Source organism: Pengzhenrongella sicca, from assembly GCF_017569225.1.
GTDB lineage: Bacteria > Actinomycetota > Actinomycetes > Actinomycetales > Cellulomonadaceae > Pengzhenrongella > Pengzhenrongella sicca.
In genome coordinates this window covers 3593462-3608423 of the sequence record NZ_CP071868.1, presented here as the reverse complement: position 1 = coordinate 3608423, position 14962 = coordinate 3593462, and the positions used below count along the sequence as shown (strand labels likewise).

Genomic DNA, 14962 nt, shown 5'->3' with positions numbered 1-14962 from the left:
GACGGCCGTGGCGACGGGCGACTGCCGGCGGGCTCGCTCGGACCTCATCGAACGCCCGGAGCCAGCGCGGGTGGGAGCTGCTAGGGCGCGGGAAGCGAGCCTCGCCGGCTGGGGGTCAGCGGTCGGCGCGTGAGGACCGGCGCGTCGTGGGGTCCGCGCTGGTCTGCGTGAGCGGATCGTCGCCGCCGTCCAGGGCGGTGAAGCCATCGCTCAGCGCCGGGGACTGCCCGGTCTCCAGGGCGGGGACCGGGGGCGGGTCACCGGCGAGCTGCGGCTCGGGGGCCGGCGCCTCGGGAGCGGACGCCTCCGGGGTCGACGCCGAAGCCTCGGCGGTGATCGGCGCGTCGTCCGGGGCGGCGGCGCCGTCGAGCTCGACGACGGCGGGGTGGTAGCTGTAGGTGCGCGAGCCGCCGTCGCGCCGGGGTGCGCGGTTGAGCACGAGGCCGAACAGGCGCGCGCCCACGGTTGAGAGCATCTCGATCGAGTCCTTGAGCTGGTCCCGGGTGACGATGCCGGCGCCGGCGACGAGCAGGACGCCCTCGGTCAGCTTGCCGAGCACGGCAGCGTCGGTCACGGGCAGCAGGGGCGGGGAGTCGAAGAGCACCATCTCGTAGCGGCTCTTGAGCTCGTCGAGCACCTGCGCCATGCGCTCGGAGCTGACGAGCTCGCTCGGGTTCGGCGGGATCTGGCCCGACGTGAGCACGTGCAGGCCGCTCTGACCGGGCACCTGGATGACGTCGTCGAGCGTCGCGCGCCCGATGAGGACGGTGGTCAGGCCGGCGGAGCCCTCGAGCTCGAGGTAGTCGGCGACCGACGGCCGCCGCAGGTCGGCGTCGACGAGGCAGATCCGCACGCCGGAGTCGGCCAGCGCGTGCGCGAGGTTGATCGCGGTGACCGACTTGCCCTCGGTGTCGCGGGACGAGGTGACGACGATCGAGTGCGGCCGGTGCGCGGCGTCGATGAACTGCAGGTTGGTACGCAGCTGCCGGTACTCCTCCGCGCGGCGGGTGAGCGTTGCGGCGATGACCCGGCGGTCCTTGCCGGAGGTCGTCGGATCGAACGTGATCGTGCCGAGCAGGCTCGACTCCGTGACGCGGCGCAGGTCGGACTCGGCGCGCACCTTCGTGTCGAGGCTCGTGCGCACGAGCGCCCAGCCGAGCGCGAGGATCAACCCGAGCAGAGCACCCATGCCCACGGCCTGCTGCAGGTCGGGCGCGAACGGCGCCCCGGGCACGGTCGCGGGCGAGATGACGGTCACGACGACGGACTGCGTGTCGTCGACCGTCGGCGGCGACAGCTGCCCGACCGCGGCCGCGAGCTGCACGCTGACGGCGTCGGCGAGGCCCGCGGCCTGCTGGCCGGAACTGTCCGTCACCGAGATGTCGATCAGGGCGGTGCTCGCCTGCACCGCGGCGGTGACCCGTCCGCGCAGCGCGCGCGCGGTGGTGTCGAGCCCGAGCTTTTGGATCACCGGCTCGAGCACGAGCGGCGACCGGGCGACCTCGGCGTAGGTCTGGGCCTGGCGCTCGCTGAAGGACGAGCCCTGGTTCAGGTCGGAGACCGAGTCGCCGAACGCGGTCGCGACGAGCACGGTGGTCTGCGCGCGGTACTGCGGTGTCTGCAACGCCGCGTACCCCGACCACGCGCCCGCGCCGAGCACCGTCATGACCGCGATGGTCACCCAGTGAAGGCGAAGCACATGCAAGAAGTCGCGAAGTTCCACCGGTTCCCCTTAGCCGTCAGCGGACCACCGGTCGAGGCACGATGCCGCATTTGACCGCGATGCGCAGTGTGCGCAGGGTGCCGATGTTACCTCGGGCTCCTTGGACCCCGGGCTGGGGGCAGCGGGTGGTTTTTCGTGGCGTCGATCGCCGATCGGTAGGCGGCCGCGTGCTGGGCGCCGATGCGGGACCAGTCGCGATCGGCGAGATCGGGCGGTGCCGGGCGGGCGGAGTCGCCGACCTGATGGAACGCGGCGGTGAGCGATTCGGGCGTCAGCTCGCCGTCGTACAGCAGCACCCAGTCCGGCCCGACCTCCGCGGCCAGGGCCAGCGTGCTGGGCGTCCGGGGCACCAGCACGGGCCGGTCCAGCGAGAGCGCGACCAGGAGCGTGGCCGAGTTGTGCAGCTCGCGGTAGGGCAGGACCACCAGCGCGGCCTCGGACACCTCGGCCACGAGCGTCTCGTCGTCGACGAACTCGAGCCGCGCGCTGATCCGGGCGTCGGCCGCGGTCGCGGCGGTCACCAGTTCGCTCCAGTACGGCGAGAGCGGGCGGCCGACGACGCGCAGCGTCAGGTCCGGGTCCGCCACCTCGGCCAGGCACTCGAGCAGGCGGTCGACGCCCTTGTACGGGCGGATCAGGCCGACGTAGAGCAGCCGACCGGGCACGGCCGCCGGCCGGTCGTAGCGCGCGAACCGGTCGCGGTAGTGCCCGAGCGGGATCCGCACGTTGCGCCGGGACGGGTCGACACGCGTCGTCGGGTTGAGCTGGATCGCGAGCGTCGTCCAGCGGTCGAGCCAGCCCAGCAGCAGGCGCTCGACCGGGTCGCCCGTCTCGTGCGGGTCGACGTTGTGCTCGGTGCGGACGATGGCCGTGCGGGTCAGCCGAAGCCGCAGGAGGAGCACGCACAGCGCGGCGCGGACGATCGGGCGCTTCCACCGCGCGGTCGGGCGGGTCAGGCGCTCCGGCCAGTGCACGTGGAGCACGTCGTAGCCCCCCGCGAGCGCGCGCCGCCAGGTGAAGTACTCGAGCGTGATGTCCGCCGGCAGGTCGTGCACGATCTGGTCGACGTACCGGGTCGTCCCGTCCGGGGGGTCCAGGACCTGCAGCACCCTCATCCGAGCGCCTCGTCCGGGGTCGGGTCGGCGGCCGGGGCCGGCTCGTTCGCCAGGCGCCAGCACCCCGCGAGCACGAAGAGCGTCAGGTAGAACGTCGTCGAGTACAGGAAGGTGTTGGCCGCGATCGCGTTGACGAACGTCCCGGCGAGCACGGCGAGCGCGAACGACGGGGCGACGTCGGTGGTCCGGCCGATCGTGCGCAGCATGCGCGCGCCGAAGACGGCGGCGGCGCCGAGCACGAAGGCGAGCCCGACGACGCCGTTCTCGGCGAGGATCCGGACGTACTCGTTGTGCGGGATGTTCCCGACCAGGATGATGTCGCCGCGCGTGGCGCCGACCCCGTTGCCGAAGATCGGGTGCTGGCGCCAGGAGTCGAGCACCTTGCCCCACGCCTCGATCCGCCAGCCGAGCGAGTTCTCCTTGCTCAGGGGGTCGGCGCCAGGCCCCGTGAACTCGGCGAGCCGGCTCTGGCCGACGTCCGACTGGGCGGCCAGGTACGCGACGAGCGCGACGCCCACGACCGCGAGGAGCACGCGCTCGATGCGCGCGTGCCGCAGCGTGAACACGTACACGAGCGCCATGACGAGGAACGTCACCACGCCGCTGATCGTGCCGGTGGCGGCCTGCGCCGCGACGAACACGAGGAGGAAGGCGATGTTCAGCCCGCGCCGCGGGGCGCGCGCGAGCAGCAGCGCGAAGGTCGCCAGGTTGCACAGCGCGAACAGCGCCGCGGCCGGGTTGGACTGGGCGAGGGTCCCGGCGGCGCGGTTCAGGCCGTCGATCTGGCTCCCCGTCCCCGTGATCAGCTGGTAGATCGCCACGAGCGCGGGGATGAAGCCGACGAGCTGCACGATGCGCGCGAGCTGGAACGCGGTGAATCGCCCCGACACGTTGATCGTGATGAGCACGACGCTCAGCGCGCTGATCAGGCGCACCGCCTCGCCGAACGTCACCGCCGCGCCAAACCGGGGTGCGCCGTAGAGGGCAGACAGGACGAGGAAGCCGGAGATCCCGAACAGCACGAGCAGCCAGGAGCTCGCGCGCCACGACACGAGCAGGGCGAGGCCGATGAGCGCGACCGCGATCCCGCCGGTCGCGAGCTGCCCGGCATTGTCGACCAGGGCGCGCACGCCGATCGCGGCCGCCAGGATCACGAGCGCGTACCGCGACCCGACGACGACGAGGATCGGTGCCGCGGCGAGGACGTAGATGAGGACGGTGGGCAGGCCCGCGACCCCGGCCAGGGCGACCGCGACCGCGGTGAGGCCGACGATCGTCGCCGCGAGCGCGCGGTCCTGGACCCCGTACCAGACCTGCTGGGCGCGGTCGGCGGCGGGTCGCCGAGTCCCGCGCCGCTCGCGCACGGCGGCTTCGATCATCACGCGCCTCCGGTGCTCAGGGTGTGCGGATGCTAGCACGCACGCTGCTAGTGTCCGGCGGCATGAACCGGACATCGAGGCGCGCCGCGTGAGGGTGCAGTTCCTCGTGATCCTCGTGTCGCGGGGGATCGGCAGCCTGTTGCAGGCGGCGGTGCTGATCCTGCTGGCCCGGGCCGTGCCGGCGAGCGTCTTCGGGCTCGTGAACGCCGTCATCGGCATCGTCGGCCTCGTGCTGGTGGTCACCGGGCTGGGCATGTCCACCTACGTGCCGCGGGCGCGCGCCTTGGGCCGGTCGGCCGACGTCGCCGCCGCCCTGCGGCTGAACACGATCTCGAACGTCGTCACCGGCCTCGCCCTCGCCGGCGCAATCGTGGCCTGGACCAGCTGGGGCGGCCTGCCGGTCGGGCTTGCGATCATCGGCGCGTCCCTGGCGCTCGAGCGCAACGTCGACACCCTCCTGGGGGTCCCGATCGCCGACGGCGACTCGCGGACCCCTGCGGTGTCGATGCTGCTGCGCCGCTCCGTGTCTCTCGCCGCGCTGCTGGCGGGGATGTGGGCGGGCCTCGAGCCGCTCTGGGCGTACGGCGCGGGGCTGCTCCTCGGCGCCGTCGCGGGCCAGCTGCACGTGCGCCACGTCCTCGACGTCGACCGGACGACGGGCCGCAGCCCGACGCCGGACGTGCTGCGGCAGGCGTGGCCGTTCCTCGTGAGCAACGTGACCGCGCAGGCCCGAACGCTCGACACCGCGATCGTGGCCGCGACGCTCAGCGCCGCGTCGGCCGGGCTGTACGCCGCGGCCGCCAAGCTCGTGCAGCCGTTGCTGCTCATCCCGCAGACCGTCGGCGCGGTCGTCACGCCGCACGCGGCGCGCCTCGAGCCGCGCGCGGCGCGCCGGCTCGGGCTCCGGCTCTCGGCCGTGTTCTGCGCGAGTCTCGCGCCGATCGTCCCGCTCATGCTGGTTGCCGAGCCCCTGGTCGTGTTCGTGATGGGCGATGCGTACGCCGGTGCGGGGCCTGCGCTCGCGTGGAGCCTCGCGGGCCTGCCCTTCATGGCGCTCGCGGCCTCCCTCGGGGGGCTGCTGCAGGGGCAGGGCGCCGAGCGGCTCGTCGCGGTCAACGGCACCGTCTTCGGGCTCCTGATGATCCCGGCCATCGCGGCCGGCGCCGCGAGCGCGGGGATCGGCGGCGCGGCCGCCGGGCTCGGGCTGTCCTACCTGCTGCGCTCGGCGGTGCTCGTCCGGGCGGTGGCCCGGCTCGGGAGCGTCCGCTAGGCCGGCATCCGGGGCCTACGGGCCCACGCGGAGGCTGTTCGGGTGAACGCCGCCAGGTCGCTATCGGGTGAATTGTGCCAACTGTGACCGAACTGTGGGGTTCGTCACCTTATGCTCGCCCGGTCGGGACGTTGTGGCCCGGTGGATCGATGCGGGTGGGCGACGAGGCGCGGTGCCTCGGTCTGCCTTCTCGCGACCTTCCCGTCTCGCCCGTTCGAGAGGCTGGCCATGCGCGCCGATTTCCCCACTCTCCGCCGTGTCGTGGCGGCCGCCGCCGCCGCAAGCCTGCTTGCCGCCGGTCTCGCCGTCGCCGCGGGCCCCGCGGTCGCGGACACCGCGCCGACCGATCCGGGGATCCCGGCCACCGTCGCCGCGGACGGGCTGCCGACCGTCCAGATCGACGGCGTGGCGTGGTCGCAGGTGATCGTGGGCGGGACGGTGTACGTCGCGGGGCAGTTCACGACGGCGCGGCCCGCTGGCGCGGCGGCCGGCACCTCGACGACGGCGCGCGCCAACCTGCTCGCCTACGACCTCGCGTCCGGGGAGCTGATCACCAGCTGGGCGCCGACCCTGAACGGGCCGGCGTATGTCATCACGGCCTCGCCCGACGGGACGCGGCTGTACGTCGGCGGCGACTTCACCCGGGTCAACGGGGCGACTCAGAACCGGTTCGCCGTGCTCAACCGCGCGACCGGCCAGCGGGTCACCAGCTTCAACCCGAACCCCAACGCCGCCGTGCGCGCGATCGCGGCGACGGCGAGCACGGTCTACTTCGGCGGGAACTTCACGACCGCGAACGGCAACACTCGCAACCGGCTCGCCGCGGTGAGCGCGACCACCGGTGCGCTGCTGTCGTGGACGGCATCGGCGCAGTCCGCCCAGGTCGAGGCGATGGTCTTGAGCCCGGACAACACGCGACTCATCGTCGCCGGGCGGTTCGAGCGCCTGGCCGGGGTCGCCGCGCGCGGCTCGGGAGCGCTGTCGACCACGACTGCCGCCGTGCTGCCGTGGGCCGCGAACCAGGTCGTGCAGAACTACGGCTACCAGGCCGGGGTGACGAGCCTGTCGTCGGACGGGACCTGGGTCTACGGCACCGGCTTCATCCTGGTGGCCGCGGGCGGGACCGGGAACCTCGAGGGCGCGTTCGCGGCGAACGTCATGACCGGCGCCGTCCGGTGGATCGAGGACTGCCACGGTGACACCTACTCGGTGTTCGCGAACCCGGGCGGCGATGCGATCTACACCGTCGGGCACGCCTACTTCTGCGGCAACATCGGCGGCTACCCCGAGAAGACCGGGTTCCAGGGCTACGCCTACGCGCAGGCCTTCTCGAAGCAGGACGTGATGACGATCACGCCCGGGGTCCCGATCGTGACCCACCCGTCCGGGACCGACTGGCAGGGCAGGCGCGCTCCCGCGCTGCTCGACTACTTCCCCGCGTTCACGCCCGGCGCGGCGACCGGCCAGGGCCAGGCGGGCTGGAGCGTCACGGGCACCGCGGACTATGTCGTGTACGGCGGGGAGTTCCTCACCGTCAACGGCCAGCCCCAGCAGGGCCTGGTCCGGATGGCCGTGAGCACGCTGTCGACCAACGACCTGGGCCCGCAGGGGTCCGCGAACTCCCTGCGGCCGACGGCGACCTCCGAGGCCGCGGGCACGGTCCAGGTCTCGTGGCCGACCACCTCGGACCCGGACAACGAGCGGCTGACCTATCAGGTGTTCCGCGACGGCGGGACGACGCCCGTGTACGAGACGACCGCGCAGTCCCTGTCCTGGCAGCTGCCCCGGATCTCGTTCACCGACACGGGCCTCGTCGAGGGAGCGACGCACACCTACGTCGTGGTCGCGAGCGATCCGTTCGGCAACTCGCTCACGTCGCCGTCCGTGACCGTGACGGTCTCCGGCGGGACGGCCGTCCTCGGCGCCTACGCGCAGCAGGTCCTGCTCGACAACCCCGCCGGGTACTGGCGCCTCGGCGAGGCCGACGGGAACGCGCAAGACTGGACCGGCTTCGCCGACTCCACCGTCGGCGCCGAGGTCACCCGCGACGTCGCCGGCGCGCTTACCCCGGCGGACGACGACGGCGCGGCCCAGTTCGCGGGCACCGCCGCGTCGCGGGTGTACGGATCGGCCCAGGCCACGACGAGCAACAGGTTCTCGATCGAGGCCTGGTTCCGGACGACGTCGACCACCGGCGGCAAGATCGTCGGCTTCGGCGACTCCAGGACGGGCGACAGCGTCCTGTACGACCGTGACGTGCTGCTCGGCGCCGACGGTCGGCTGACCTTCGGGGTGAACCCCAACTCGTTGCGAACGGTCACCACGCCCGGCGCGTACAACGACGGCGCATGGCACCACGTCGTCGCGACGCTCTCGTCCGCGGGCCAGCAGCTCTACGTCGACGGGGCGCTGCGCGCCTCGCGGACCGACACCGTCTCGTCGCGGTCCCACAGCACGGGTCGTCAGGGTCAGACCTTCCGGGGGTACTGGCGCATCGGTGGGGACTCGTCGGCGATCTGGCCCGAGGCGGGTGCGCCCGACTTCACCGGCGACATCGACGAGGTCGCGGTGTACGGCCGGGCCCTGACGGCCGCCCAGGTGGCCGCGCACTTCACCACCGCCGGCGGCACGCCGACCAACCAGGACCCGGTGGCGAGCTTCGCTTCGACGGCGGACGGCCTCTCGGTCAGCGTCGATGCGTCGGCGTCGGCGGACCCCGACGGCTCGATCGCCGGCTACGACTGGACGTTCGGGGACGGCGGCACGGCCACGGGAGTGACCGCGACGCACGCGTACGCGGCGGCGGGCACCTACACCGTGACGCTCACCGTCACGGACTCCGGCGGCGCGACGGCGACGGCGCAGGGCGACGTCACGGTGACGGCCCCGGCCGTCCCCGGCATCGCCGCCGACGCGTTCGGCCGCACGGTCGACAGCGGCCTCGGCACCGCCGACCTCGGCGGGGCCTGGGCGACCACGGCCGGCGCGACGAGCGTGACCGGCACCGCCGGCCGCCTCGCCCTCGCGTCCGCCGGTGCGACCGTGAGCGCCCGGCTGCCGGGAGCAACGGGCACCAGCCTGCGCACCCAGGTGACGGAGAGCTGGGACAAGCGCCCCGCCGGCTCCGGCGGCTGGTTCCTGCTGCGCGGGCGCATCACCACCGGGGGCGAGTACCGGCTCAGGGTCGCGCACCGGGCGAACGGCGTCGTCACCGCGCGCCTGGTGCGGACGACCGCGGCCGGGGTCGAGACCGCGCTCACGCCGGAGGTGACCGTGGCCGGCCTGACCTACACGCCGGGCTCCGGCGTCGTGGCTGTCGTCGAGGTCACGGGCACGTCGCCCACGACGCTCCGCGGGAAGGTCTGGGCCTCGACCAGCACCGAACCGACGGCGTGGAACGTCACCGCCACGGACTCGACGGCGGCGCTCCAGGGCAGCGGGCACACGGGGCTGGCGGCGCTGGCGTCGAGCTCCGCCACGAACGTTCCCGTGGCCGTTCAGATCGACGACTTCTCGGTGACGACGATCGGCTGAGGCGACGCAGGGCGACGCGCTGCACGCGCGCCGCGCACGCGAGGTGGCCGCGTAGCAGCCGCCCGGGAGATCCGCGGGTGAAGTGTGGCGGCGACCGGGTGAATCTTCCTGCCGTGACGGATTGCGTCGTGTTTGTCCACTTACGCTTCCTTCGTCGGCCGCAGCAGCACCGACTGTCACAGCTGTGGGTCGGGAGTCGGTAGATGAGCGGGAGCACCTCGTGGTGGCGCCGGGCACCACGCCGTCGCATGGTCGTCGGTGCCTCGGTCGTCGGCGTCGCCGCCATCGGCGGTGCCCTGTGGCTCGGCCTGGCGGGAGCGGACGACGGCGACGCCGCCGCCGCGACGCCGTCCGCGAGCCCGACCCCCTCCGCGACCGCTGAGGCGACGCCCGAGCCGACGGCGACCGAGACGCCCGCACCGGCCGAGACGGCGCCCGCCGACACCGTGTCGGCGCCCGCCGACGGGGACATCCCCGACCAGACGCCCGTCGAGCCGCGCGAGGTAGTCGAGCTGCCGGCCGTCGGCCTCACCGAGACCGCCGATTTCGGCAACGCCGTCTCCGCCCGGCTCCTGACGACCAGCCGCGTCGACGGCGTCGGCCAGGGCGTCGGCGAGCGGTCGGGCCCGTCGATGCTCGTCACGGTCGAGATCACCAACGCGAGCTCGGCCGACGTCGACCTCGACTACGTGGTCGTCAATCTCTACGGACCCGAGAACGCGCCCGGGCAGCTCCTGCTCGGGGACTCCCGATCCGCGCCGATGTCCGGGATCCTGCCGCCGGGCGAAGTTCGCACCGGCTCCTACGTGATGCGGCTGCCGGACTCGGCCGGATCCACCGTGAAGATCGAGGTCAGCTACGGCGCCGAGGTGCCGACAGCGATCTTCTCCGGCGATGTTCCCGCATGACGCGATGCGCCCGGAGAGCGAGATGAGCCCGATGCCGACCGCACCCACCCCCATGACCGTCCGGGCCCGTTCCGAGAGGACCACCATGCGCAGCCTCCGTGCCGCCGCCGCACGAGTGGTGGCGACCTCCGCCGCCGCCGCGCTGCTGATCGCTGGACTGACCGTCGCGGGGCCGCTCTCGCAGGCCGCCGCGGACACCGCCCCCACCGACGCCGGGACGCCGTCGACGGTCTCCGCGACGTCGCTCCCGACCGTGCAGGTCAACGGCGTCGTGTGGTCGCAGGTGATCGTCGGCGGCACCGTCTACGTCGCCGGCGACTTCACCACGGCACGCCCCGCCGGGGCGGCCGCCGGGGTGTCGACCGTGGGCCGGGCAAACCTGCTCGCGTACGACCTGGACAGCGGCGTGCTGATCGACACGTGGGCGCCCGTGCTCAACGGGCCCGCCTACACGATCACGGCCTCCCTGGACGGGACCCGGCTGTACGTCGGCGGCGACTTCACCTACGTCAACGGCTCGCCCCAGAACCGCATCGTCGTGCTCGACCGGGCGACCGGCCTGCGCGTGCCTGGCTTCACGGTCGGGGCCAACGCCGCCGTCCGGGCCATCGTGTCCACGCCCAGCACCATCTACTTCGCGGGGAACTTCAACACGGTCACGGGCGCCACCCGCAACCGGCTCGCGGCCATGAGCTCGACCACCGGCGCGCTGCTGTCCTGGGCCGTCTCGGCGCAGTCGCTCCAGGTCGACGCGCTCGTGCTCAGCCCGGACAACAGCAGGCTGATCGTGGGCGGCCGCTTCACGATGCTCGGCGGGATCCCGGCACTCGGGTCGGGCGCCGTGTCGACGACCACGGCCGCGGTGCTGCCGTGGGCCGCGAACTCGGTGATCAAGAACTGGGGCGCCGGCGCGGGCATCCAGTCTCTCCAGACCGACGGCACCCTCATCTACGGCACCGGGTTCGCCTACATCAAGGACGCCACGAGCGCGGGGAACCTCGAGGGCACGTTCGCGGCCGACCCGAACACCGGCGAGATCGAGTGGGTCGAGGACTGCCGCGGCGACACGTACTCGGTGTTCGCCAACCCCGGCGGCTCGAGCGTGTACGTCGTCGGGCACATCCACAACTGCCAGAACATCGGGGCCTACCCCGAGTCGAACTGGAAGCACGGTCTGGCGTTCTCCAAGCAGGCGGTCTCGACGATCACGCCGAGCACGAGCTCCTCGTACTACAACTGGGCGGGCTACCGGGCCCCGGCCCAGCTCGCCTACTACCCGGACTTCACCGTCGGCTCCTACACGGGCCAGGGCCAGGCGACCTGGCAGGTCACGGGGAACGCCGACTACGTCCTGTACGGCGGCGAGTTCCCGACCGTGAACGGCTCCGGCCAGCAGGGCCTGGCCCGCATGGCCGTGAGCGCGAAGTCCACCAACGTCCTGCCGCTCAAGCTCAGCAGCACCGCTATGGCTCCGGCGGCGCTGTCCCGGGCCGCGGGCACCGCGCAGGTGTCCTGGCAGACCAACTGGGACCAGGACAACGAGACCCTCACCTACGACGTGTACCGCGACAACGAGACGACGCCGATCTACTCGGTCAAGGCCAACTCGCTGCCGTGGCAGCTGCCGCGGGTGTCCTTCTCGGACTCCGGGCTCGCCAACGGCAGCGCCCACACCTACAAGGTGACGGCGTCCGACCCGTTCGGCAACTCCGTGACGTCCTCGACCGTGAGCGTCACCGTCGCCGGGGCGAGCGCCGGCCCGCTGAGCACCTACGCGGCCGAGATCCTCGGCGACAACCCCGCCGCGTACTGGCGGCTCGCCGAGAACTCGGGCCAGACGGCAGACCTGACCGCCTGGGGCAGCGCGTCCGTGGGCTCGGGGGTGACGCGCGCGGTGACCGGCGCGCTCACCGGCGACAGCAACCGGGCCGCACGGTTCACCGGCTCGTCGACGTCGCGCGCGGCCGCGACAAAGTCCGCCGTCGGCTCCAACCGCTTCTCGGTCGAGGCGTGGTTCACGACCACCTCGACCACCGGCGGCAAGATCGTCGGCTTCGGCAGCTCGTCCGGCACCTCGAACAGCTCGAGCAACGACCGGCACGTGTACATGCGCGCCGACGGCACGCTGACGTTCGGGGTGTACCCGGGCGAGGTCCGCACGGTCACCACGCCCGCCAGCTACAACGACGGGCAGTGGCACCACGTCGTCGCGACGCTCGGCGCCGACGGTATGAAGCTCTACGTCGACGGCGCCGAGCGCGCCGCGGACGCGACCACGATCAGCGCGCAGCCCTACACGGGCTACTGGCGCATCGGCGGCGACGCGCTGTCGTCGACCTGGCCGGGGGCCGCGGGGGAGAACTTCGTCGGCGACATCGACGACGTCGCCGTCTACGGCCGCGCGCTGCCCGCCAGCCAGGTGGCCATCCACTACGGGACGGGCCAGTCGGGCGCGATCCCGAACCTGCCGCCCACCGCGGCATTCACCGCCGACCCCGGAGTGCTCACCGCGAGCTTCGACGCGTCTGCCTCGACGGACTTCGAGGGCCCGATCGCGGGCTACGCGTGGGACTTCGGCGACGGGCAGAGCGGCACCGGCGTGAGCGCGACGCACGCCTACGACGTGGGCGGCACGTACACCGTCACGCTCACCGTGACGGACTCGGGCGGTACCACCAACGCAACCTCGCAGCAGGTCGTCGTCCGGGCGCCCAACGTCCTGCCCGTCGCGAGCTTCACGGCGACCAACACAGACCTGACCGCGGCCTTCGACGCGACGAGCAGCACCGACTCCGACGGCACGATCCCGACGTACGCGTGGACCTTCGGTGACGGCTCGACCGGTACGGGCGCCACGACGACGCACACGTACGCGGCCGCGGGCACCTACCCGGTCACCCTGACCGTCACGGACAACGACGGCGGCTCCGACGGCGCCGACGGCGAAGTCACCGTCACCGCGCCCACCGCGGGTGTCGTGGCGTCCGACGCGTTCGGCCGCACGGTCTCGAACGGCTTCGGCTCCGCCGACCTCGGCGGGGCCTGGGCCACGACGTCGGGCGTGACAAGCGTCGCGTCGGGCACCGGCCGGCTCCAGCTCGGCGCGGCGAGCTCGACCGTGAGCGCGCGCCTGCCCGGCGTCTCGGGGACTCAGCTGACCACCCGCGTGACGGAGAGCTGGAGCAAGCGCCCGAACGGCTCGGGCGGCTGGCTGCTGGTGCGCGGCCGGATCACGACCGGCGGCGAGTATCGGCTCCGGGTGGGCCACACCTTCAGCGGGGCGGTCACCGCGCGCCTGGTGCGCACGACGGCCGCCGGGGTCGAGACGTCCATCACGACGGACCTGACGGTCCCCGGCCTGACGTACACGACGGGCACCACGCTCAAGGCCGCGTTCGAGGTCACCGGGACGTCCCCGACCACGCTGCGCGCCAAGGTCTGGGTCGGCTCCGGCGTCGAGCCGGCGGGCTGGCTCATCGAGGCGACCGACACCACGGCCGCCCTGCAGGCCGCTGGCCACACCGGCGTCGCGGCGCTGCTGTCCAGCTCGACGACCAACGGGCCGGTGACGGTCCAGGTCGACAACTTCACCGTGGACGGCCCGTTCAGCACGACCAACGTCTCGCCGGTCGCGTCGTTCACCGCCGCGACGACGGGTCTGACGGCCGACGTCGACGCCGCGGCCAGCTCCGACCCGGACGGGACGATCGCGGGGTACGCGTGGTCGTTCGGCGACGGCAGCACCGGGACGGGTGCGACGGCGTCGCACACCTACGCGACGGCGGGGACGTTCACCATCACGCTCACGGTGACCGACAGCGGTGGTGCGACGGCGACCACGACGCGGCAGGTGTCGGTCGAGCCGGTGAACCAGGTGCCCATCGCGAGCTTCACGGCCGCGTCGTCGCTCCTGACGGCCGACGTCGACGCCACGGGCAGCTCCGACCCGGACGGGACGATCGCGGGGTACGCCTGGTCGTTCGGCGACGGCGGCACCGCGACCGGCGCCACGGCGTCGCACGCCTACACGGCCGGGGGGACCTACACGATCACCCTCACCGTGACCGACAACAGCGGCGCGACGGCGACCACGACCCGCGACGTCACGGTCGCGCTGGCGAACGTCCCGCCGACCGCGAGCTTCACCGCCACGGCGACGGGGCTGTCGGCCGCGGTCGACGCCGCCGGCAGCTCCGACCCGGACGGGACGATCTCCTCGTACGCGTGGACCTTCGGTGACGGCGCGACCGCGACCGGGGTGACGGCGTCGCACGACTACGCGAGCACCGGCACCTACACCGTGACCCTGACCGTGACCGACTCGGACGGCGCGACGGCGACCACGACCCGCGACCTGTCCGTCGCTCCGGTGCCGACCGCGCTCGCCACCGACGCGTTCGGCCGGACGGTCGCCTCGGGTCTCGGCGACGCCGACCTCGGCGGCGCGTGGACGGCGACGGCGGGCGCGACGAGCGTGTCCGGCGGCGCCGGGCGGCTCGCGCTCTCGGGGGTCAACGTCACTGCGAGCGCGCGACTCCCGGGGATCTCGGGCACCACCCTGACCACCCGGGTGGTCGAGAGCTGGGACAAGCGGCCGGCGGGCTCGGGCGGGTGGTTCCTGCTGCGGGGTCGCATCACGACCGGCGGAGAGTACCGGCTCAGGATCAACCACCGGTCCAACGGCGTCGTGACGGCGCGCGTGATGCGGACCAACTCGGCCGGCACGGAGACCGCGATCACGACCGAGCTGACCGTGCCGGGCGTGACCTACGCCGCCGGCACGGGGGTGACGCTGCTGTTCGAGGTGTCGACGACCACGACGACGTCGCTGCGGGCCAAGGTCTGGGCCACCGGAACGAGCGAGCCGGCGGCCTGGCTGATCTCGGCGACCGACTCGACGGCCGCGCTGCAGGGGAGCGGCCACACCGGTGTCGCGGCGCTCACCTCGAGCACGGCCACCAACGCGCCGATCACGGTGTCGATCGACGACTACACGGTCACGCAGCCCGCGCCCTGAGCCTCGCCCGTACGGA

7 protein-coding genes are annotated in these 14962 nt (G+C 73.2%); 4 read left to right on the top strand and 3 right to left on the bottom strand.

All coding sequences use genetic code 11. The annotated features are described in order from the left end of the window. Positions 1–115: 115 nt before the first annotated feature. From J4E96_RS16540 to J4E96_RS16530, 3 genes are all read right to left on the bottom strand, one after another. A complete protein-coding gene (locus J4E96_RS16540; RefSeq protein ID WP_227423152.1) occupies positions 116–1723 on the bottom strand; it encodes a polysaccharide biosynthesis tyrosine autokinase in 1608 nt (535 codons plus the stop codon). A gap of 86 nt (positions 1724–1809) precedes the next feature. Next, positions 1810–2838 carry a glycosyltransferase gene (locus J4E96_RS16535; protein ID WP_227423151.1) on the bottom strand — a complete coding sequence of 343 codons (1029 nt, stop codon included), beginning with the start codon at positions 2836–2838 and terminating at the stop codon, positions 1810–1812. Continuing rightward, on the bottom strand, positions 2835–4217 hold the full coding sequence (locus J4E96_RS16530; protein ID WP_227423150.1) for an O-antigen ligase family protein: 1383 nt from the start codon (positions 4215–4217) through the stop codon (positions 2835–2837). Before J4E96_RS16530 ends, J4E96_RS16535 begins: the two co-directional genes overlap by 4 nt. An 88-nt stretch (positions 4218–4305) precedes the next feature. On the opposite strand from J4E96_RS16530, the gene J4E96_RS16525 reads away from it, so the two are divergent. The 4 genes from J4E96_RS16525 to J4E96_RS16510 all read left to right on the top strand — a co-directional run bounded on the left by J4E96_RS16525 (position 4306) and on the right by J4E96_RS16510 (position 14946). Beyond that, entirely contained in the window at positions 4306–5487 is a 1182-nt protein-coding gene (locus J4E96_RS16525) for an oligosaccharide flippase family protein (protein WP_227423149.1), read from the top strand. A 228-nt stretch (positions 5488–5715) separates the two neighbouring features. Next, positions 5716–9021 carry a LamG-like jellyroll fold domain-containing protein gene (locus J4E96_RS16520; protein ID WP_227423148.1) on the top strand — a complete coding sequence of 1102 codons (3306 nt, stop codon included), beginning with the start codon at positions 5716–5718 and terminating at the stop codon, positions 9019–9021. A 203-nt stretch (positions 9022–9224) separates the two neighbouring features. Beyond that, a complete protein-coding gene (locus tag J4E96_RS16515; protein ID WP_227423147.1) occupies positions 9225–9929 on the top strand; it encodes a hypothetical protein in 705 nt (234 codons plus the stop codon). Between the two features lie 85 nt (positions 9930–10014). Continuing rightward, positions 10015–14946: a PKD domain-containing protein gene (locus J4E96_RS16510; RefSeq protein WP_227423146.1), complete on the top strand. Its 4932-nt coding sequence runs from the start codon at positions 10015–10017 to the stop codon at positions 14944–14946. The last annotated feature ends 16 nt before the right edge of the window (positions 14947–14962 follow it).